The sequence below is a fragment of the Photobacterium piscicola genome (assembly GCF_046058925.1).
GTDB lineage: Bacteria > Pseudomonadota > Gammaproteobacteria > Enterobacterales > Vibrionaceae > Photobacterium > Photobacterium piscicola.
Genome location: NZ_CP175534.1, coordinates 3,082,999 through 3,105,219, shown reverse-complemented (window position 1 = coordinate 3,105,219; position 22,221 = coordinate 3,082,999). Strand labels below are relative to the sequence as shown.

Genomic DNA, 22,221 nt, shown 5'->3' with positions numbered 1-22,221 from the left:
TACTTCGCAAAGCGAGTCGGAGATGATTGTATTTTTTTTTTGCTTAATATAACGTCCATAGATTGTTATTCAGTTACTACGATTATTAACTGGATCAGATTGTACCCACGTCAATAAATATACTTCTATCGTAAAGGAGAACGAATATGAAAGTTGCTGTAATTGGTGCGGCTGGTGGTATTGGTCAAGCATTAGCGTTGCTATTGAAAAACCGTTTACCTGCAGGCTCAGATCTTGCTTTATATGATATAGCTCCAGTAACACCCGGTGTTGCGGCTGATTTAAGTCATATCCCAACACCTGTAGCAATTAAAGGGTATTGTGGGGACGATCCAACACCAGCATTGGAAGGGGCTGATGTTGTGCTTATTTCTGCGGGTGTGGCACGTAAACCTGGAATGGATCGTGCCGATTTGTTCAATGTTAATGCTGGTATTGTTAAATCATTGGCTGAAAAAATTGCGGTAGTATGTCCAACAGCTTGTGTTGGTATTATTACAAATCCGGTCAATACCACAGTTGCAATTGCTGCTGATGTACTCAAAAAAGCGGGTGTATACGATAAGCGTAAGTTATTTGGTATCACAACATTAGATGTGATTCGTTCTGAAACATTTGTAGCAGAGCTTAAAGGTATTTCTCCGTGTGATATTCGTGTTCCTGTTATTGGCGGCCACTCGGGTGTGACAATTTTACCATTGCTATCACAAGTTGAAGGTATAAGCTTTACTGAAGACGAAGTTAAAGCATTAACCCCACGTATTCAAAACGCAGGTACGGAAGTTGTGGAAGCTAAAGCGGGTGGTGGCTCTGCAACGTTATCTATGGGTCAAGCGGCATGTCGCTTTGGCTTAGCCATGGTACGTGCGCTACAAGGCGAGCAAGGTGTGGTTGAATGCGCTTACGTTGAAGGCGATGGTCAGCATACACGTTTCTTCGCTCAACCTGTGTTATTGGGTAAAGAAGGTATTGAGGAAGTAATGGATTACGGCAACTTAAGTGCGTTTGAACAAAATGCCTTAGAAAGCATGCTTGAAACATTACGTGCAGATATCGCGCTTGGTGAAGAGTTTGCGGCTAAATAAGTCACAGTTCTACTAAGCTTAAAAAAGTAAACATAAAAAAAGCGGCTTAATTAAAAAGCCGCTTTTTTGTGTTCTAAAGAGTGTGAATGTTAATAATAGCGTTCACAGCCATTATGTAATTGAGGCTGTTCGATAAGATCGGCGACGTCAATCGACTGTAATTGATGATCCTGACCGTGTTCAATGATCGCTGAATGATATTGATGATCGATGCCGATCACTTTTCCTACCCCGTGATGAGATTCTACCCACATACCCGTTGTTAAATGATTAATATCCATGATCGCCTTCTTGGTCTACAGCTCATAAAATGATGTGATAGCTATAGTATAGATCATGATTGATCGTGACCTTGGTATTGAACGCGAGGTATAAAAAAACCTGCCTTTAAAAAGACAGGTTTGATAATATAGGGGGAATAGATTATTTTTTACGTTGCACAGCCATATGAGCAAGCGTAATCAGTGCTTGTTTATAATCTGACTCAGCAATAGGGGCTAGTGCGGCAATGGCTTTCTGGGCTTCTTGTTCTGCACGTTGTTGGGTATACTCCAACGAGCCGTGTTGACGCATACAAGCCAGAATTGCATCAAGCTTATCCATACCATTAGCATGCACAATAGCGTCTCTAATCATTGCTGATTGCGCTTGATCGCCATGATGCATAGCATGCAATAATGGCAATGTGGGTTTACCTTCTGCAAGATCATCGCCAACGTTCTTACCCATTTCTTTGCCATCGGCAACATAGTCAAGAACATCATCAATTAATTGGAAAGCCGTCCCTAAATAACGACCATACTCTTGCAATGCGATTTCAACTTCCGCAGATGCATCAGCGATGATCGCTGCAATTTGAGTTGATGCTTCAAATAAACGTGCTGTTTTTGAGTAGATCACCTGCATGTAGCTTGTTTCTGTGGTGTCGGGATCATTACAGTTCATTAACTGTAGCACTTCACCTTCGGCGATCACATTAGTTGCTTCACTCATGATGTCAAGGATCCTTAATGATCTTAGGCTTGTCATCATTTGAAAAGAGCGCGTATAGATGTAATCACCAACTAACACACTGGCCGCATTTCCGAAAGCTGCGTTGGCGGTTTCTTTACCACGACGCATATCTGATTCATCAACCACATCATCATGAAGCAATGTGGCAGTGTGAATAAATTCAACAAAAGCAGCGGCTGTGGTGTGTTTATCACCGTCATAGCCAAGTGCGCGGGCTGTTAATACAGCCAGCATAGGGCGAATACGTTTTCCACCACTGTTTACAATGTAGAATCCGAGTTGATTAATCAGGGCTACATCTGAGTTCAGTTGCGCCTGTATCTTCGCGTCGACTTCCGCCATATCGTTGGCGGTGAGCGCTTGGATAGCTTTAAAATCCATTATACGTCCAGCAAGATTGTTAGCCGCGTAGGGCGGAAAATATTTCGAATTGATACGTGAATCTTACACTAAAATAACCATATCGTCATAACCTCAAATACAGCTATTTCAAACAGTTTTTGTGCTGGGTAGCTTTTCACCAATTTTCTTTCGAGAATGGCTTGCCACAAAGTCTCTTTTCGCGTAACATTCGCGCCCTATTGATGACAAGATTAAGCGCATACCCATTGCCCATTTTAGACGTGGCAAATGGCCTATGCGGAGAAGCGGAGTAAGACATGTACGCTGTTTTCCAAAGTGGTGGTAAACAACACCGTGTAAGCGAAGGCCAAACCTTACGCTTAGAAAAACTAGACGCTGAAACTGGCGCTAGCATTGAATTTGACTCAGTACTTTTAGTAGCTAATGGCGAAGAAGTATCTGTAGGCGCACCTTTTGTAGCTGGCGGTAAAGTAACTGCTGAAGTTGTTACTCACGGTCGTGGCGATAAAGTAAAAATCGTTAAGTTCCGTCGTCGTAAGCACTCTCGTAAGCAAATGGGCCACCGTCAGTGGTTCACTGAAGTCAAAATTACTGGCATCAGCGCTTAATAACAGGAGAATTTAAAGATGGCACATAAAAAAGCTGGCGGTTCTACTAATAACGGCCGTGATTCAGAAAGCAAACGCCTAGGTGTTAAGCGTTTTGGTGGCGAGTCTGTATTAGCAGGCAACATCATCGTTCGTCAACGTGGTACTAAGTTCCACGCTGGCACAAACGTTGGCCTAGGTAAAGACCACACTCTATTCGCTCTATCTGACGGTAAAGTGAAGTTTGAAGTTAAAGGTCCTAAAAACCGTAAATTCGTATCTATCGACGCTGAATAATTTTCAGAATCGACACGAATATTAAAGCCCTGCCTTTTTGGCGGGGCTTTTTATATCTGGAGGGTTTATGATTAATAGCAACCCCATGATTGGTTTTTTTCTCGCAATGACAACCGCCGTTTTTTGGGGCGCATTACCCATTGCAATGAAACAAGCCGTAGAAGTGATGGATCCTTTTACGATCGTTTGGTATCGCTTTCTTGTTGCAGCATTTGGCCTTGGCCTTTTTTTAATGTGGCGCAAGCAACTACCGATTATATCAAATCTTGGGAGAATGAGTTGTGTGGTGCTTGCCATCGGCAGCTTGGGTCTTGCAGGGAACTTTGTGCTGTATAACAGCTCATTGAAATATTTAAACCCTCACGTTGTACAAGTTATTATCCAATTAGCGCCGGTGATGCTATTAGTATCAAGTGCTTGGGTGTTTAAAGAGAAATTAGGTCGGCATCAAGTTGTGGGAGTCATTGCTCTCATTGGTGGTTTGATCCTATTCTTTAATGAACGGCTTATTGAGCTGTTTACCAGTTTTTCTGGCTATACTGTAGGTGTTAGCCTTGCTGTTACCGCAGCGTTAGTATGGGTTGTTTATGGCCTAGCTCAGAAGTGGCTATTACGGCAATTTTCATCAGCACAAATATTACTGATGATTTATATCATATGTGCTGTAATACTGACCCCAATGGCACAACCACAACAAATTTTCGCAATGGATAACCGCCAATTAGGGATGTTGTTATTCTGTTGTATTAATACGCTTGTTGGCTATGGTGCATTTGCAGAAGCAATGTCACGTTGGCAAGCATCACAAGTGAGTGCGGTGATTACACTGACTCCCTTGTTTACGATATTATTTGTCGATCTTGCGAGTTTGGCTTGGCCACAATATGTTGCGACGGTCTCTTTAAATATATGGGGCTATCTCGGTGCTATAGTTGTGGTAGGTGGCGCTGTTTGTTGTGCTATAGGCCATAAGTTTATTAGCCCAAGCAAATAGCCAAGGTCCATGAAATAATTACTACGCGGTGATATGTGCTAAATGCCTTCATCGCAGTATGTTAAACGCCACAGTGCGGAGAAAAAAATGAAGTTTATAGATGAAGCGGTTATTCGCGCCGATGCCGGTGATGGCGGTAATGGTGTAGTAAGTTTTCGTACTGAAAAGTACATTCCTCGTGGCGGCCCTGACGGCGGTGACGGCGGCGATGGTGGTGATGTTTACCTATACGCTGATGAAAACTTCAATACACTGATTGATTACCGTTTTGAACGTTTCCATGCCGCTGAGCGTGGTGAAAACGGCCGTGGCGGTAACTGTACTGGTAAACGCGGTGCGGATGAAGTATTAACAGTACCTGTAGGTACACGTGCTATCGATGAAGATACGGGCGAAGTGATTGCCGATCTTACTGAGCATGGTATGAAAGTGATGGTTGCTAAAGGCGGTTTCCACGGCCTAGGTAACACCCGCTTTAAATCATCTGTAAACCGTGCACCACGTCAAAAGAGTATGGGCAGTAAAGGTGAAATTCGTCACTTACGCCTAGAACTGCTACTTTTAGCTGATGTGGGTATGCTAGGTTTGCCTAATGCGGGTAAATCTACCTTTATTCGCGCTGTATCATCTGCTAAGCCAAAAGTAGCTGATTACCCGTTCACTACCCTTGTTCCAAGCTTGGGTGTGGTACGTGTCGATGCAGAGCGTAGTTTTGTTGTTGCCGATATTCCTGGTCTAATCGAAGGTGCTGCTGACGGTGCTGGCTTGGGTATTCGCTTCTTGAAGCACCTTGAGCGTTGTCGTGTGTTATTACACATGGTTGATCTGCTTCCTGCCGACGGTTCTGATCCAGTAGAGAATGCCTTTACTATCATCAATGAACTTGAGCAATACAGCGATAAACTTGGTAATAAGCCTCGTTGGATCGTATTTAACAAAGCAGATCTTCTTGATGAAGAACAAGCACAAGAAAAGATCACTGAAGTGCTTGAAGCATTAGCATGGGAAGGCAAACACTATAGTATCTCAGCGTTAAACCGCATTGGTACTAAAGAGCTGACTTATGATCTGATGGCTGCTATCGAGGCTCTACCTCGTGTTAAGTATGAAATTGAAGAGCAGAAAGAAGATAAAGTCGACTTTAAGTGGGATGATTACCACGCTGAACAAATTAAGAAAGTTCAGGATGAAGACGACGATGATGATTGGGATGACTGGAATGAAGATGATTACGATGTAGAAATCATCTATAAGCCATAAGCCATAAGCCATTATCGGCGACATGCATAAGAAGCCATACCGTTGAGGTGTGGCTTTTTTTTGTGCTTAATCAACACGCGTGGTAGTGGGTTAGGTATGCTAGTTATTCTGAAATGATTTTTATAATGGATTGTAAATGGATATCAACATGGAGAGGGTCTTGCTACCGTTGAGCGAAACCCAGCAACGGAAAGTGACTCGGTTGGCAATAGAGGCGGGACAGCGGTTATTACAGCATGGCGCTGAGAGTACCGTAATTATGGATGTTACCCGTCGATTGGGATTAGCGCTTGGTGTCGAGCATGTTGAGGTGTCATTATCGGCCAGTTCGATGGTGATCAGTACTCGCCATTTAGGTTGTTGTATTACCACTACTCGACGTTGCCAAGACGGCGGGATTAACATGCAAATAGTGACCGATATTCAACGAATTTGTATTCTTGTTGAGCGGGGTTTATTGGATGACAATGACGTTCAACATCGTTTAGAAAACCTCAAAACTCAACGTTACAATCGCTGGTTAGTGGTGGTTATGATAGGTCTATCTTGCGCCGCATTTAGCCGTTTAGCAGGTGGTGATTGGCCAGTATTTTTACTGACTTTTTGTGCCTCTTCTGTCGGAATGTATGTTCGCCAACAAATCGCCAGTTACCATTTTAATCCACTGCTTAATTTTGGGGTGACAGCGTTTGTAACCACGCTCATTTCAGGCCTTGGTGAAGTGTATAATATTGGTGCTCAACCGTTTTTAGCTATGGCTTCATCGGTATTGATGTTAGTGCCTGGTTTTCCATTAATTAATGCTGTGGCTGATATGGTAAAAGGCTTTCCAAGTATGGGGTTAGCCCGTTGGACCATGGCAAGTTTATTAACCTTATCGACCTGCATGGGCATCATCGCTGCGATGAATGTCTTGGGAGTATGGGGGTGGTTACTATGACATTAATGGTGGCATTACTGAATGATATGTTACTGGCGATGATTCCTGCTTTGGGATTTGCATTGGTGTTTAATGTACCTCAAAAAGCGTTAAAATATTGCGCTATTGGTGGCGCAATTGGCCATGGAACACGGTTTCTATTAATGCATTGGGGGCTTTCGATTGAATGGTCGACGCTTGCGGCGGCAACCTTAGTTGGCATGATTGGTGTGCATTGGTCGCACCGCTTTTTAGCCCACCCTAAAGTGTTTACGGTGGCGGCATTGATCCCTATGGTGCCTGGAGTGTTTGCCTTTAAAGCGATGATTGCTATCGTTGAAATTAACCATCGGGGTTTTTCGTTAGCCTTATGGGGATTGATGATCGATAACGTGCTAAAAGCGGTATTTATTGTTGCTGCACTAGCGATTGGGTTAGCTATGCCAGGGTTATTATTTTATCGTCGCCGTCCTGTGGTATAACTACGACAGAATGACAAGATGAATACTGGCAACGTAAATGGAGATGCAAAAATGAAGATCAGTATGATCGCTGCAATGGCTCACCAACGGATCATTGGTAAAGAGAATAGCATACCATGGCATTTACCCGCTGATTTTGCATGGTTTAAGCATTGCACGCTAGGTAAACCGATAGTGATGGGACGTAAAACCTTTGAATCAATTGGACGACCATTACCGGGACGATTAAACATTGTTATTAGCCGTAATCCTGATTTTTATGCAGAAGGGATCACTGTCGTTAGTGATATGGCGGCTGCAAAATTAGCCGCAGGTGATGCACCTGAGCTAATGATCATTGGTGGCGGCAGTATTTATCAAGCGTGTTTACCGATAGCGGATAGATTATATTTAACCTTTATTGATGCTGATATTGATGGCGGTGATACCCAATTTCCTGAGTGGGGTGATCATTGGCATCGCGTTGAAAGTCAGCATTATGATGCCGATGATAAAAATGCTTATGCGATGGAGTTTGTGATCTTAGAGCGATCATAACCAAAGTTGCAGACGTTAATATCAAGAATGCCGACAATAACTGTCGGCATTTTTATGTGTCTCGATCATGCGTAAAGCGGGCACTCTGTAACGAATCGCTGCCCATCTTCCCAACGCAGCATAGTTAAGCTATTGCCCCATACACAGCCAGTATCTAATCCAATACAGTGTTCATCTTGATGACCCATTAAGGCAGCCCAATGACCAAAGATAATCGTCTTTGCTAATGGTTGTGTGCGCTTAACATCAAACCAAGGGATCAAGTTACCAGCACTTGGATCATTGGGTTGTACTTTACAGTGCATATCCAATCGTCCTTGAGGATCGCAAAATCGCATTCGCGTAAAACTGTTGATCGTAAATCGTAACCGTTCTATTTGAGAAAGATCGTCTTGCCACCAATCAGGGCCATCACCATACATGTTTTTTAATAACCACAAGTAATCATCAGACTGAAGCAGAGCCTCGACTTCTCGTGCATGTTGACGCGCCTGTTCAAGCGTCCATTGTGGCGTAATACCCGCATGTACCATAACCAATGGGTAATGAGGATGTTCCGCTAATAATGGTTGGTGGCGTAACCAATTAAGGAGTTCTGGGCCATCTTCAGCGGTAAAAATTTGATGGATATTATCGCTTTTTTTAGCGCGCGCCAGTTGATGAGATACCGCTAATAAATGCAGATCATGATTGCCTAAAATGACCGTAGCATGATCGCCCAATGCTTTTACAAAGCGTAATGTTTCTAACGATTCTGGGCCGCGAGCAACCAGATCGCCAGCAAGCCATAAATGATCATGATGAGGATCGAAATTTGCTTGGGCCAGTAATTTTTTTAAGTCGGGTAAACAGCCTTGAATATCACCGACAAGATAAGTCGCCATGGTGCTCCCATTATCAATGCGTTAATTAACATGAAATTAATCGCATTAGGTTAATGAAGAATGTTCGGCATTGCTAGTCGAAATGGTGTCACTTCAACTTTAAAGCGATTACCTGCTTCATCTTCCATGGTGTATTGACCTTGCATAACACCGACAGGGGTTTCAATGATAGTGCCGCTGGTATAAGTGAATTCATCAGCAGCGTTGATATGCGGTTGTTGTCCGACGACGCCTTCACCTTCAATAACCAATTTTTTGCCATTAGCATCAGTAATTAACCAATAGCGTGTTAGTAAGTGAGCGCTACCGCGGCCTAGATTTTTAATGGTGATAGTGTATGAAAATACATAACGTTGCTGATCAGGTTGCGATTGTTCTGCTAGATAATGACTGACAACATGGCATTTGATCGTTGGAGGAGATGAGATACTCACAGGCAATATCCTTTGCTGATGATTTATTCTCATTTTAGTATTGTTGGCTGATAAATAAAGAAAACCCTGCATAACACGTGATACGTTACACAGGGTTATTATGTTATAGGCGCAGTTGTTAATGCGCTATACCATTATTGCTCTTCTTTTTGGAAATTAACGTCAAGCCAATTAGCCATAGCAACAAATTGTTCTACCGTAATGTTTTCTGGGCGGTGACCTGGGTTAATACCAAGCGCTTCTAGTTGTTCTGGTGTCAACAAGCCTTTGTAACAGTTACGGATTGTTTTACGACGTTGGTTGAAGCCTTCACGACACACACGATCTAGCCATTTAAGGTTAGTACATGGGAATGGTAGCACTTCATACGGCGTTAAACGTACTACTGCTGAATCTACTTTTGGTGCAGGTACAAAAGATTCTGGCGGTACTTCTAGTACTGGCATCACTTTACAGTAGTATTGCGCCATTACCGTTAGACGGCCATACGCTTTACTACCAGGGCCTGCAGCAAGACGATTAACCACTTCTTTTTGAAGCATAAAGTGCATATCTAGTACGTCTTTATGAAATTCAAAAATGTGGAACATCAACGGGGTTGAGATGTTGTAAGGCAAGTTGCCGAAGATACGTAACTTATTATTTTCTTTAATAAGTTGCGTAAAGTCGAAACGCATTGCATCGCCTTCGTGGATGGTAAGTTTTGACGCTAGATCAGGGTGATTACGTAAACGCTCAGCCAAATCTCGGTCAAGTTCGATAACTGTAAATTTATCAACTAACTTACCAACATATTCAGTGATCGCACCAAGGCCGGGGCCAATTTCTACCAGATTTTGGCCTGGTAAAGGGTTAATCGCTGACACAATGCCATCAATAATATATGGGTCTTTTAAAAAGTTTTGGCCAAAGCGCTTACGCGCGCGGTGACCTAAGTGGACTTGATCGCTGCTCATGCTTGTTTTTCTACCAATTCGAGGGCGTGGGATAGCGCTGTCCGAAGGCTACCTATGTCTGCTTGCCCAGTACCTGCGAGTTCCAGTGCGGTACCATGATCTACTGAAGTTCTGATAAAGGGAAGTCCCAACGTAATGTTGACTGACTTACCGAAGCCTTTGTATTTCAGCACCGGTAACCCTTGATCGTGATACATGGCTAACACCGTATCGGCATCAGCTAAATATTTTTCTTGAAAGATGGTATCAGCCGGTAACGGTCCGATAAGATCCATGCCTTCTTGTTGACGTAGTTGTTCTAATGTTGGAGCAATGGTATCAATTTCTTCCATGCCCAAACAGCCATCTTCACCGGCATGAGGATTGAGCCCACAAACATAAATTTTGGGAGACGCAATACCAAATTTAGTCACTAGATCAGCATGCAAGATACGAATAACTTGCTTTAGCCGAGGTTCTGTAATGGCTTTTGCGACACAGTTTAACGGAATATGGGTTGTCACTAAAGCAACCCGTAATCCTTCTGTTGCAAGCATCATAACAACTTGCGCGGTATCTGACTGCTGTGCAAAAAACTCAGTGTGGCCACTAAAAGAAACCCCAGCGCGGTTAATAACCCCTTTATGAACAGGGCCGGTTATAACCGCAGCAAATTCACCACTCATACAGCCTGCAGCTGCACGCTCTAGTGTTGCTAATACATAGAGACCATTTTGCTCGTTAAGCTGTCCGCAGACAACCTCAGTGGTACTATTAATCTGTATAACAGTCATGGTTCCCGCTTGATGCGGTTGTGCTGCTAACTCAGGTTGATAAGGCAAAATGGTTAAAGGTAAACCTAATTGAGCCGCACGTTCTACCATAACCTGCGCATCAGCACAAATGACAAGTTGGTGCGGCCAAGGTTGTTGGCACAAGGCTATGACTAAATCAGGGCCAATCCCGGCCGGTTCACCTGGGGTGATAACAATCCGTTGTGTGTTAGTCATATGCTTGTTATTAGCCATTATTTACCTTATTCATTTGTTCGATATATGCGCCAGCACGAAGGTCTTGTAACCATGTTTGTGCTTCTTCATTAAACTTACGGTTAAATAGGATTTGAGCTGCACGATTTTTTAATGCAGCTTCGGTGCGATCGACATTACGACGGCCTTCAACTTCAACAATGTGCCAGCCAAATTGAGATTTAAACGGTTGGCTAATTTGATCGACAGGTAATGTTTCTACTTCTTTTTCAAAAGCAGGCGCATAGATTGATGGTACCTGCCAACCTAGCTGACCACCGTTAGCCGCAGAACCGGGATCTGCACTGTATTGTTTTGCAGCGGCAGCAAAGGTTTCTTTACCACTGATGATCTTTTGGCGAATTTGTTGTAATTCTTTTTTAGCGGCGGCATCACTTAAAATAACAGATGTTTTAATTAAAATATGACGAGCTTTCACTTCAACCACTGAAACGGTTGGCATGCCTTTAACATCATTAATTTTTAAAATATGGTAACCAACGCCACTACGGAAAGGACCGATGACACTGTCTTTGCTGCTGGTTTTGATTTGGTCAGCAAAAATTGTCGGCATTTCTTCTTTGCTCATCCAACCCCATTCGCCACCTTTTAGAGCTTTAGGGCCTTTTGAGTAACGGTAAGCCAATTCGGCAAAATTAGCGCCTTGTTTAATCTCAGCATAAATTTTGTCTGCTTCTTGCTTGGCTTTTTCTCGGGTCGCTTTATCAGCGTCGTCATTAACGGCAATTTGAATTTGGCTGATATTGTATTGCACGTTTTGTTGGGTTTGTTTTGCTAATTGTGCTGCAAGGTTATCCACTTCTTGAGGAAGAATGTTAACGCGTTTACGCACAATAATGGTGCGTGCTTCAGAGGCTAGCATGTCGTTACGTAATTGCTCACGGAACATTGGGTAGCTAATACCTGCGCTTGCTAAATCTTGACGCAGTTGAGTCACCGTCATCTTGCGCTGTTTAGCGACATCGGCAACGGCTTGATCTAACTGGCTATCATCAATGCGTAAACCCAGCTGCTTGGCTTGTTGAATCTGCAAATTCTCCATGATCAATTTATCCATCACTTGCTGACGTAAAATATTGTTCGGAGGCAGTTGCTGACCTTCTGCTGCAGCATTGAGATGAACCGTTTTCAACATTGCATTGACGTCACTTTGTAAAATCACGCCGTCATTTACTGTGGTGACAATTTGATTTAATTCTTGTAGTTGAGGTGCTGCAACCGCTGTTGCTGTCATACCCATGAGCATTACGCTTAGCGCCGAATACTTCCACTTTTTCATTGATAGTCCGTCATGTTGAGTGGCGATATTAATTACCGCCACGATCATTAATTTTTAAGTGTAAATGGGTCTGCATAACCCAGAATATTGCCGCCATCATCTGATGTTTGACCAAATGGTCGTGCACCTTGAAGACCAAGTAGACTAAACGAGAAACTAACATTGCTGTCGTATTCGGTAAAATCTTGGTTCAATGGATCTTTTGCATAGCGATTATAGCTTAAACCTATCATCCAACATGCCGAGCGGTAAACTAAACCTACGCGACTCTCTAACATTTTATTGACGTTCATATCTTGGAAATAATCCGCAGTAACATCAATGTTGTCATTAATAGGGAAACCTGCCGATAAACCTAATTGTGAAATACCATCGCGTTTGCCATTAATTTCAATATTAGGGTTATCAACATATTTGGTTAAGTAACTACTGGATACATAGCGATAACTTGGTTGCACAAACACACGTCCATTACGGTATTCAACCGCGGTACTGCCTTGCTGAACTTCATTTTCACTTGAATCATATTGCATTGCACTCTTGAAGAATAAATTATCATCAAGGTTGAATTCAGTCTCTAATGCGGTTGCAGAATAGCTCTTTGCATCTGTGCCATCAGCGACGGGTTTATCAATATAGAAAATTTGACCCAATGAAAGGGTAAAACGTTCCTTAAAGTTTGCATCATAATAACGCGTGGTTGCACCAACCGTAAATTGGTTGGCCGGTGCGATATAATCATGACCACTATAAGTTCTATCGCTAAATAGGCCGTAATAGTCTTGTTGTAGGCGCGTTGAATCATAGCCGCCACCGTTATAATTAACGGGGTTATAGATGCCACTTTGATCAACATCCTTAACGTATAAATATTGCAGTTGTGGCTCTAAACTTTGGGTGTAATGCTCACCCATGATCGAGGTATCACGTTCAAAATAGAGGCTACTGTTAACTCTAAATTCGGGCACCGTACGATCTGCAGTTTTGTCGAGAGTGTTGAGTTCGGGGTTTGCCTGAACATCAAACTGCTGATTGTAATGGGCATACATTAATTTAGCTTGGGTGGTAACAGACCACCAAGGGGTCGCATACGGCAAGGTTAATGTAGGTTCTACTGTGACTCGATCTGCTGTTGGTTTGGATCTGTCATCGGTATCAAATTTACTGATACTCATCGGTAAACTAAAATCTAACCCGTAAGGCAGATCAGATTTATAGTAGGTGCTCGATAGTTGGGGCATTAAACGATACTGGGTGCCTTCGCCACTTTCAGTCAGTGGTTGGAAGTCACGTACCATTAAGCTGGTGTCCCAATTATCATTACGATAAGCCAACGATGCCGTTTGAAGAAGGTTATTATCTTCACGTTGACCAATAATTGAGTCGACGTCATCAAAATATTGCGCATCACTGACTTTGCTGTAATCGATGTTCAGCAACCAGTTTTTATCGATAATGCCGCTATGCGTCCATTGGAAGCCCCAACGTTTATCATAGTCACGGTATTTTTTATCGTGGCCTAAATATTCACCGATTACTTTACCTTGACCAAAATCAGACAAGTAACGGAATTCAGAGGTTAACTGTAATCCTCTGTGGTTCATATACTTAGGGGTGAAGGTTAAATCGTAATTGGGAGCTATGTTCCAGTAAAAAGGTGTTTCTAGCTCCATACCGTTTTTCGAACCGTAGCTAATTGACGGGTATAAAAAACCAGTAAGACGTTGATCAGTAACAGGAACACGTAACCATGGTAGATAAAAAACTGGTACATCAAGGACTTCAAAACGGGCGTTGTACAAATCGGCAAATGGTGAATCACCATCACGATCTAGACTACCTGCTGCAAAGCGCCAGCTTTTATCGTTCTCAGGACAGGTGGTATAAGTACCATCTGTCATCTTGTAAAATTGAGTGCCATCCACATTGCGACGTTCAATTAATTTAGCGTCACCGCGGCCAGCCTGACAGGTCATTTGATAGACCGCATCATTCATTTGCGCATCTTTAGTATTAAGATCACTGGTTAAGCTTTTGGCATCAATGTCCATGCCACCATCTTGATAGAAAACATTGCCGTTAGCGGTCACAATGTTGGTAGGTTGTTGTAAGGTCGCTTTATCAGCAACAATCGTCCGCGTGCCTTGTTTTACTACCACATCGCCAGAATACACTGCTGCTGTATTTTGTTGTGCTTCCACACGGTTAGCACTGATATGGATAGGTTCGTTATTGGTATCTTGTTTGCGATCTTTTTCCGGGATGCAGACACCACGTACCATCGCAATTGGATTTTTGTTACCATTAATTGCATTATTAGCAGGATCGGCAATGTTTTTTTGGTTGTGACTATCACCGCTTGTAGGGGTAATGTCAGCAGCCATTGCTGGGCCATATAGGGCTAAGCTAATCATTGTGGCTAGTAAACTGTGAGAGGTAAGTGACATCTAATTCAACATTCCTGTATCAATTTGGTGCAAGGCGAATTGTTGCGCTTTTTACAAGCATTCCCGACAAATGACAGCTATCATAATGCAAATTTAACGCGACGGCATCTTTTCAGCGCATGCTGTTGGGTAAACAGTGAAAAAATTAACGAACTACCAGAGAGTATAGAATGCAGAGAACGGGTATATGGGGAAAAATTTTCGGTGCTCTACTGGGAATATTGCTTGGCCCTAAATATATAGGTCTTCTAATTGGCTTATTTATTGGTCATCAATTTGATAAAGCGTATGCCCGCCAAAGAAACGGTGGTTTTGGCGGTTTTGGTGGTAAAAATGCCACTAATGCAGAGCGCCAAGCTGAGTTCTTTAATGCTTGCTTTGCCACCATGGGACACATGGCGAAGGCCAAAGGTCGTGTCACTGAAAATGAAATTCGTGTTGCCAGTACGATCATGGATCGAATGGGGCTACAGGGTGAATCTCGCCGCCAAGCGCAAAATGCATTTCGTGAAGGTAAAGAAGATAACTTCCCTCTGGAAGAAACCCTTAATCGCGTTCGTAATAGCGCCGGTCGTGCTGACTTATTACAGTTTTTCTTAGAGCTTCAAATTCAAGCGGCGTTTGCGGATGGACAATTACACCCAAAAGAACGTCAACTCTTGCATGTTATTGCACGTTACCTTGGTTTCTCTGAAGCTCAGTTAGAACAACGCTTACAGATGCAAGAAGCAGCGTTTCGTTTTCAACAAGGTGGCTTTCATCAGCAATACCAACAACAAGGGGGTGGTTTTCAAGCGCCGCCGACTCGTGATCAATTAGCGGATGCCTTTAAAGTGCTAGGTGTTAATGAAGACGCGTCAGCACAAGAAGTGAAACGAGCTTACCGTAAACAAATGAATGAACACCACCCTGATAAATTAGCGGCAAAAGGTTTACCACCAGAAATGATGGAAATTGCTAAGCAAAAGACCCAAGAACTGCAAGCAGCTTATGATCTGATCCGTAAAGAAAAAGGCTTTAAATAGTCAGTTAACGGCATCGATAGTTGAACCGCAATTAGCAATAAAAAGAAGCGAGCGCCATGCTCGCTTTTTTGTGGCTAAAAATCGAGATTAGAGCTGATTTTTATGGGTACCTTGATGGAAGCTATTAATATTGTCTATCAATTGATTAACCAATGTTTGAATGGCGGAATCAGATCCCCATGCTACATGTGGCGTTAGAATCAGATTGGACAACTGACTATGAACAATTAATGGATTTGACGGCAATGCTGGCTCAGTTGTAAAAACATCGATTCCTGCTCCTGCTATTTGGTGAGAGAGGAGTGCATCAACTAATGCTTGTTCGTTAATTAAACCGCCGCGGCTAGTATTAATTATTATTGCGCTTGATTTCATCAGAGCCAATTGTGATTCGGCAATCATATTATGGGTGGTTGGTGTCAGTGGGCAGTGTAAGCTAATGATATCAGCTTCGCGCAGCACTTGCTCAAAGGGGTGATAGCCATCACGGCATTGAGTTGCCCCTGCATGTTCGGCAAATAACACCTCAATACCAATAGCGCGTGCCAGTGTGGCGACAGCCTGACCTAAGCCACCGTTACCAATAATACCCAAAGTTGATCCTGCAACATCAGTAATTGGGTGGGTGAAAAAACAAAATTGCTGCTGACGTTGCCATTCACCGTTAGCGATGTCTTGTTGATAGCCCGCAAGATTGCGTTTAAGGGCAAAAATCATCGCAATAACATGTTCTGGCACTGAGCGAGTAGCATAACCTTGAATGTTAGCGACCTTGATATTGTGAGTGCGACAATAATCGAGATCAACGTTGTTAGTCCCTGTTGCAGCAATGGCGATAAATTTGAGGAGAGGTAATTGAGCCAGTACCTGACTATTTAGTACAACTTTATTGGTGATTGCTATCGTGGCGTGTTGTAGGCGTTCAACCACTTGTGATGCAGTTGTTGCGTCGTATTGATGCCATTGGTGACAAAAATCAGGGCGAGGAAGACTAATGTGTGCCGGAATAGTGCCATGATCAAGAAAAACGATAGTTTCCATGGGTCATCTCAATAAACAATGAATGCAAGCTGTACGCTAGCATTCATTGTAAAAGATGCCTACCGTTTACGGGTAAATTGTTTGCGTTAGTGCTTGTGGGTAAAATTCACACGGCGCAAACAGGTGCATTGGCTCATCAGTCCCTGGATGGGTAAAGGTCAGTTCTGCTGCATGCAATAATAGTCGTGGTGATGCCGCAATCGCTTCGTCATTGGCATAGAATTTATCACCTAAAATAGGGTGCCCTAGCGCTTGCATATGTACGCGTAGCTGATGTGAGCGACCTGTAATCGGTAATAAGCGAACTAGAGTGCTATTTTCATCGCGACTTAATACTTCATAGTGGGTCACTGACGGCTTTCCGTCATCAAAACATACTTTTTGACGAGGGCGGTTAGGCCAATCACAAATTAGTGGCAAATCAACCGTACCTGTATCATGCTCCATTTGTCCCCAGACTCGTGCGTAATACACTTTTTTGGTTTCACGCTCACGAAATTGTGCTTTGAAGTGGCGTTCAGCAGCTTTATTTAATGCCAATACAATCAAGCCAGAGGTACCCATATCTAACCGATGTACAATTTGTGATTGAGGATATTGAGCTAATACGCGCGCAAATACACTGTCATGATGCTCAGGTTGACGACCTGGATTTGATAACAGACCCGCTGGTTTATTGATCGCTATAATATCGCTATCAATAAAAAGAGTATCCAGCCAAGGATCCGTGGGGGGATTATAGTTTAGCACTGGCAATGGTTTCATGATGCGCTCGCAAATTGAGAGTGAAAAATTGGTCAGCATACTAATATGAATGCCTTACAATTGGTATGTCTATAGTATGTTAGCTATAAAAAAACCGCCGATAAGATGCTGTAAACATACTCTCGACGGTTAAATTTTCATACCGATAATGTCAGTAATTAGTTATGGCTAACAACAATTAAACGCAGTGAATCCAGTTGAATTTGAGCCTTAGCAATGTAGTCTGTTAAATCCAAAATTTGAGATTCAATCAATTCTAACTCGTCATCACGAATGTTAGGGTTAACTGCTTTTAGTGCCAGTAAACGTTGATGCTCAGCACGTAATGTTGCTTCCATCTCGGCTTGTGCTTGGCTACGTACGGTAACTAACTCTTTGTCAATTTCACGTTCAGCATGAGCAATAAGAGTATGGATTTCTTTTTGTACTGAGTTGACTAACTTGCTGCCTAAATGACGGTTAATTGGGCTTAACTGACGGTTAAAGCTTTCAAACTCAACATTGGCAGACAGATTATTACCTTTGCTATCAAGTAGAATGCGAATAGGTGTTTTAGGTAAGAAACGACCAATACCCGATTGTTTTGGTGCTTGCGCATCAACCACGTAAATCAGTTCTAATAATAAAGTACCGACAGGCAGTGCTTTGTTTTTCAGTAATGAAACTGCCGTTGTTCCGACACCTTCACTCAATAGCAATTCAATGCCACCTTGAATCATTGGGTGTTCCCAGCTGATAAAATGCAGATCTTCGCGTGATAGCGCAGTATTACGATCAAAGGTGATGGTACAACCGTCGTAAGGTAAGCCAGGGTAGCTTGCAACCATCATGTGCTCTGACGGTGTTACCACAATTGCGTTTTCACCCTTGTCGTCTTGGTTAAGACCAATGGTATCAAATAAGCCCAGTGCAAAAGAGACCAAGTTGGTATCACCATCTTTGCTGCTAATTTGTTCCACTAACTGTTGTGCGGCTTCGCCACCATTGGAGTGGATTTCAAGTAAGCGGTCACGGCCTTGTTCAAGTTTACCTTTAAGTTCGTTATGTAGTGCCGCACTTTGAGTGATCACCGCTTCCAGTGCGTCACTGTCTTGCTTATCACTAGCAAGTAGTGTGATTAAATCTTCACATACCGCTTCATAGACAGGACGACCCGTTGGGCAGGTTTCTTCAAACGCGTTTAAGCCCTCATTAAACCAACGTGCTAATAAGGCTTGTGAGGTGCCTTCAAGGTGCGGTACGTGGATTTCAATTTCACGTTGCTGACCGATACGATCTAAACGACCAATACGTTGCTCTAACAAGTCAGGGTTACTTGGTAAATCGAACATTACTAATTGATTAGCAAATTGGAAGTTACGACCTTCTGAACCAATCTCTGAACAGATTAATACCTGAGCGCCACTCTCTTCTTGCGCAAAATACGCCGCCGCTTTATCACGTTCAATGATCGACATGCCTTCGTGGAACACGGTCGCACGAATACCCTCACGCTCACGTAGGGCTTGCTCTAACGTTAATGCGGTTTGAGCACGAGAACAGATCACCAGTACTTTCTCATTACGGTTGGCTTTTAGCATATCTAACAACCAGTTAATGCGAGGGTCAAAGTTCCACCATGTCGCTGATTCACCTTCAAACTCTTGATAGATATCTTCAGGATAAAGCAGTTTAATCGCTTTTTCGTTAATGCTTAGTTTACCTGCCATCATGCCAGCTACACGCATCGCGGTGCTGTACTGATTTGGCATTGGTAATGGGTACATATTGAGGTGACGCTTAGGGAAACCTTTGATTGCTGAACGGGTGTTACGGAATAATACGCGGCCAGTACCGTGACGATCCATGAGATTACGGATTAATTCGTGACGTGCTTCAAGCGCTTTTGCATCATCTGCTGTGGTTGCATTTTCAATCGCCGTGATCATTGGCTCAACGTTTTGGCCTGCAAGTAAATCAACTAGAGTCTGCTTAGCGTTGCTATCAAGTTTTTCACCAGCAAGTAACTTTGATACGGCGTCAGCAACTGGTTCATATTGACGTTCTTCTTCGACGAAGGCTTCGTAATCGTAAAAACGATCAGGGTCTAATAAGCGTAGGCGGGCAAAGTGACTTTCACGGCCTAATTGTTCAGGGGTTGCCGTTAGCAGTAATACGCCAGGTGTTTTTTCAGCAATAGCTTCAACCACTTGGTATTGACGGCTTGGACGCTCTTCACTCCATTCAAGGTGATGCGCTTCATCAACAATTAATAGATCCCAATCGGCATCTAATGCTTGTTCAAATCGACGGCGGCTTTTGCGTAGGAAATCAAGTGAACACAGTACGTATTGTGCGGTATCAAATGGGTTAGCCGCATCCGCTAAAGACTCAACACAACGCTCTTCATCAAAAATAGAAAAATGAAGGTTAAAGCGACGCATCATTTCTACAAGCCATTGGTGCTGTAGCGTTTCGGGTACCAAAATCAGAATACGTTCAGCACGGCCAGATAGCACTTGTTGGTGAATGATCATGCCCGCTTCAATGGTTTTACCTAAACCTACTTCATCGGCTAAAAGTACGCGTGGTGCATAACGACGACCGACTTCATGAGCGATATAAAGCTGGTGCGGAATCAAACCTGCACGCATGCCACATAAACCACGCAATGGGCTTTTTAGTTGTTCATATTGATTTTTTAGCGCGCGGTAACGTAATGCAAATCGATCCATACGATCAATTTGACCTGCAAATAATTTATCTTGCGGTTTATTAAAACGAATTTGATGGCTTAAAAATATTTCACGTAACGCGACATCGCTTTCTTCGGTATCTATACGGGTACCGATATAAGTGATAATTCCTTTATCTTCTTCGATCGCTTCAACTTTGAGCGACCAGCCTTCGTGGCTTTCAATCACATCGCCAACATTAAACATTACACGGGTAACTGGTGCATCATGTCGAGCGTATAAACGGTTTTCATCTGATGCTGGAAACATCAAGCTAACAGTGCGAGGCTCAATCGCGACGACTGTTCCCAAACCTAAATCACTTTCTGTATCACTGATCCAACGTTGACCCAAAGCAAATGGCATAGTGCTAGAAACCTTCTAATTATTTGATATAAAGGAAAATATTATAATTCGCGTTGTCTATTTATCGTCTATAATAAAACTAAATGCATAGATGAATAATATGGCATACGCATAACTCAAAAATGGGGGAGTTATGTTACTGCATGATGTGATTAAGGTCACGGTGAAAGTGTGCAAAAGAAGCGTGAGTCTTAATGTCATTTTAGTTTAATCAATAGATGCTTTAATTGTTATGCCTGCTAATCGTTATAAATGCTGTAATTAACACAAACGTTAATTTTGACGTAAGCTAAAAGAGTGATAGCCAAGTTTATTGTTGTTCGCCCTACCAAGGAGGTGCTTATGGACAATGCCGAACGGAAACTGTTTGTACTTGATACAAATATTCTGCTTCATGAACCTCTCGCTATCTTTTCTTTCCAGGAACACGATGTCGTGATTCCGATGACAGTCCTGGAAGAATTAGATCGTATTAAAGACAGTAAGCGTGATGTTTCACGTGATGCGCGGGTTGCTATTCGCGCACTAGAAAATATCTTTCACGATGCGACCCCTGAGCAAATTTCAGCGGGAATTCCTTTTAATGATCAGATTCCACATAACGGCACTATTGCTATTTTTGCTGATTATGAAGTCAAACAAACGGTGCATGCTTTTAGTGATAAAGCAGGTGATAACCGTATTCTTAATAGTGTTCTTTTTCTACAACAAAAACATACTCCTAGAAGCGTAGTCTTAGTGACGAAAGATATCAATATGCGTTTACGAGCCAAAGGGGCTGGGGTGCTGAATGTTGATGATTATCGCTCCGATCAATTGATTGATGATATCGCTTTACTCAGTAAAGGTTTTCACCGTTATCAAGGTAATTTTTGGAGTAATGTCGCTGAATGCCATTCTGAAAATCGCGGTAGTTCAACCTTACATATTTTGCCTCGATCGTTATTTGATAATCCGTACATGAATCAATATTTACTGGATGACAGTGAAGAATTTGCCGCGCGAATCAAAGCGATTGATGGTGAAGAGGTTACGATTAAAGACATCAGTTATGAGCGCTTAATGCATCGCCAAGCATGGGGGGTTCATCCTAAAAACATTTATCAAGGTATGGCATTGGACGCCATGCTCGATCCCAGTATTGATTTAGTGATATTAACTGGTCCTGCTGGGTGTGGTAAAACCATTTTAGCGATGGCAGCAGCGTTAGAGCAGGTGATAGAAAAAGGCATGTATGACAAGATAATTGTTACGCGTAATACACCTGAAATTGCTGAATCTATTGGTTTTCTACCCGGTACTGAAGAAGAAAAAATGTTGCCGTGGTTAGCGGCGGTTACCGACACCATGGAAGCATTACATAAGCATGATGTCTGCACTGATGGTTCAATGAAATATATTTTTGATAAAGCCAATATTCAATTTAAATCGATTAACTTTATGCGTGGACGTTCAATTCAAAATGCCTTTGTGCTGCTTGATGAGTGTCAAAATTTAACTGCATCACAGATAAAAACCATTATTACCCGTTGTGGTGAGGGGACTAAGTTGGTGTGCTCGGGTAACTTGGCGCAAATTGATTCCAATTATCTATCACCAGTAACATCAGGATTAACTTACATTGTTGAACGGTTTAAACATTTTGAGGGTAGCGCCAATATTTATATTAATGGTGTGGTGCGAAGTCGTTTAGCTGAATTTGCGGAAGAAAATCTTTAAGTTCATCGTTGTTGTTTTAATAATA

21 protein-coding genes are annotated in these 22,221 nt (G+C 42.7%); 10 read left to right on the top strand and 11 right to left on the bottom strand.

Annotated features, from left to right (window positions below):
* The first annotated feature begins 146 nt into the window (after nt 1–146).
* Nucleotides 147–1,085 carry a malate dehydrogenase gene (gene mdh, locus ACJZU6_RS14510; RefSeq protein ID WP_408900486.1) on the top strand — a complete coding sequence of 313 codons (939 nt, stop codon included), beginning with the start codon at nt 147–149 and terminating at the stop codon, nt 1,083–1,085.
* Nucleotides 1,086–1,174: 89 nt separating this feature from the next.
* Here the strand turns inward: mdh and ACJZU6_RS14505 are convergent, their stop codons facing one another.
* Nucleotides 1,175–1,366 (bottom strand): hypothetical protein, encoded by a 192-nt coding sequence (locus tag ACJZU6_RS14505; protein ID WP_045038638.1) that lies wholly within the window; start codon nt 1,364–1,366, stop codon nt 1,175–1,177.
* A gap of 142 nt (nt 1,367–1,508) precedes the next feature.
* On the bottom strand, nt 1,509–2,480 hold the full coding sequence (gene ispB / locus ACJZU6_RS14500) for an octaprenyl diphosphate synthase (protein WP_080158610.1): 972 nt from the start codon (nt 2,478–2,480) through the stop codon (nt 1,509–1,511).
* A 278-nt stretch (nt 2,481–2,758) separates the two neighbouring features.
* On the opposite strand from ispB, the gene rplU reads away from it, so the two are divergent.
* The 7 genes from rplU to folA all read left to right on the top strand — a co-directional run bounded on the left by rplU (nt 2,759) and on the right by folA (nt 7,538).
* Entirely contained in the window at nt 2,759–3,070 is a 312-nt protein-coding gene (gene rplU, locus ACJZU6_RS14495) for a 50S ribosomal protein L21 (RefSeq protein ID WP_005369904.1), read from the top strand.
* An 18-nt stretch (nt 3,071–3,088) separates the two neighbouring features.
* On the top strand, nt 3,089–3,346 hold the full coding sequence (rpmA, locus tag ACJZU6_RS14490; protein WP_036796188.1) for a 50S ribosomal protein L27: 258 nt from the start codon (nt 3,089–3,091) through the stop codon (nt 3,344–3,346).
* Nucleotides 3,347–3,413: 67 nt separating this feature from the next.
* A complete protein-coding gene (locus ACJZU6_RS14485) occupies nt 3,414–4,340 on the top strand; it encodes a DMT family transporter (RefSeq protein ID WP_080158609.1) in 927 nt (308 codons plus the stop codon).
* Between the two features lie 87 nt (nt 4,341–4,427).
* Nucleotides 4,428–5,600 (top strand): Obg family GTPase CgtA, encoded by a 1,173-nt coding sequence (gene cgtA, locus ACJZU6_RS14480; RefSeq protein ID WP_080158608.1) that lies wholly within the window; start codon nt 4,428–4,430, stop codon nt 5,598–5,600.
* A 148-nt stretch (nt 5,601–5,748) separates the two neighbouring features.
* Complete coding sequence (locus tag ACJZU6_RS14475) at nt 5,749–6,540, top strand: threonine/serine exporter ThrE family protein (RefSeq protein ID WP_080158628.1); 792 nt, start codon at nt 5,749–5,751, stop codon at nt 6,538–6,540.
* Complete coding sequence (locus tag ACJZU6_RS14470; protein ID WP_107276407.1) at nt 6,537–7,001, top strand: threonine/serine exporter family protein; 465 nt, start codon at nt 6,537–6,539, stop codon at nt 6,999–7,001. Before ACJZU6_RS14475 ends, ACJZU6_RS14470 begins: the two co-directional genes overlap by 4 nt.
* Before the next feature lie 51 nt (nt 7,002–7,052).
* Nucleotides 7,053–7,538: a type 3 dihydrofolate reductase gene (folA, locus tag ACJZU6_RS14465; protein WP_408900485.1), complete on the top strand. Its 486-nt coding sequence runs from the start codon at nt 7,053–7,055 to the stop codon at nt 7,536–7,538.
* A 65-nt stretch (nt 7,539–7,603) separates the two neighbouring features.
* Here folA and ACJZU6_RS14460 read toward each other — a convergent pair whose 3' ends face one another.
* From ACJZU6_RS14460 to lptD, 6 genes are all read right to left on the bottom strand, one after another.
* On the bottom strand, nt 7,604–8,422 hold the full coding sequence (locus ACJZU6_RS14460; protein WP_080158605.1) for a symmetrical bis(5'-nucleosyl)-tetraphosphatase: 819 nt from the start codon (nt 8,420–8,422) through the stop codon (nt 7,604–7,606).
* A 50-nt stretch (nt 8,423–8,472) separates the two neighbouring features.
* Nucleotides 8,473–8,889, bottom strand: coding sequence for a Co2+/Mg2+ efflux protein ApaG (gene apaG / locus ACJZU6_RS14455; RefSeq protein WP_369925598.1), 417 nt, complete (start codon nt 8,887–8,889; stop codon nt 8,473–8,475).
* 101 nt (nt 8,890–8,990) lie between these two features.
* Nucleotides 8,991–9,812, bottom strand: a complete 822-nt coding sequence (gene rsmA, locus ACJZU6_RS14450; RefSeq protein ID WP_080158603.1) for a 16S rRNA (adenine(1518)-N(6)/adenine(1519)-N(6))-dimethyltransferase RsmA — start codon at nt 9,810–9,812, stop codon at nt 8,991–8,993.
* Complete coding sequence (pdxA, locus tag ACJZU6_RS14445; protein WP_080158627.1) at nt 9,809–10,801, bottom strand: 4-hydroxythreonine-4-phosphate dehydrogenase PdxA; 993 nt, start codon at nt 10,799–10,801, stop codon at nt 9,809–9,811. The genes rsmA and pdxA overlap by 4 nt, the downstream gene beginning before the upstream one ends.
* 10 nt (nt 10,802–10,811) lie before the next feature.
* Entirely contained in the window at nt 10,812–12,119 is a 1,308-nt protein-coding gene (gene surA, locus ACJZU6_RS14440) for a peptidylprolyl isomerase SurA (protein WP_080158626.1), read from the bottom strand.
* Nucleotides 12,120–12,166: 47 nt separating this feature from the next.
* Nucleotides 12,167–14,566 (bottom strand): LPS assembly protein LptD, encoded by a 2,400-nt coding sequence (gene lptD, locus ACJZU6_RS14435; RefSeq protein WP_408900484.1) that lies wholly within the window; start codon nt 14,564–14,566, stop codon nt 12,167–12,169.
* A gap of 170 nt (nt 14,567–14,736) precedes the next feature.
* Between lptD and djlA the strand changes: the two genes are divergently transcribed.
* Entirely contained in the window at nt 14,737–15,591 is an 855-nt protein-coding gene (gene djlA / locus ACJZU6_RS14430) for a co-chaperone DjlA (protein ID WP_080158601.1), read from the top strand.
* Between the two features lie 87 nt (nt 15,592–15,678).
* On the opposite strand, the gene ACJZU6_RS14425 is transcribed toward djlA, so the two are convergent.
* From ACJZU6_RS14425 to rapA, 3 genes are all read right to left on the bottom strand, one after another.
* Nucleotides 15,679–16,632: a D-2-hydroxyacid dehydrogenase gene (locus tag ACJZU6_RS14425; protein ID WP_107276411.1), complete on the bottom strand. Its 954-nt coding sequence runs from the start codon at nt 16,630–16,632 to the stop codon at nt 15,679–15,681.
* A 66-nt stretch (nt 16,633–16,698) separates the two neighbouring features.
* Nucleotides 16,699–17,397, bottom strand: coding sequence for a bifunctional tRNA pseudouridine(32) synthase/23S rRNA pseudouridine(746) synthase RluA (gene rluA / locus ACJZU6_RS14420; protein ID WP_080158625.1), 699 nt, complete (start codon nt 17,395–17,397; stop codon nt 16,699–16,701).
* Nucleotides 17,398–17,555: 158 nt separating this feature from the next.
* Nucleotides 17,556–20,477, bottom strand: a complete 2,922-nt coding sequence (gene rapA, locus ACJZU6_RS14415; RefSeq protein ID WP_408900483.1) for an RNA polymerase-associated protein RapA — start codon at nt 20,475–20,477, stop codon at nt 17,556–17,558.
* 342 nt (nt 20,478–20,819) lie between these two features.
* Here rapA and ACJZU6_RS14410 point away from each other — a divergent pair, with 342 nt between their 5' ends.
* Complete coding sequence (locus ACJZU6_RS14410) at nt 20,820–22,196, top strand: PhoH family protein (protein ID WP_080158598.1); 1,377 nt, start codon at nt 20,820–20,822, stop codon at nt 22,194–22,196.
* Nucleotides 22,197–22,221 lie beyond the last annotated feature (25 nt).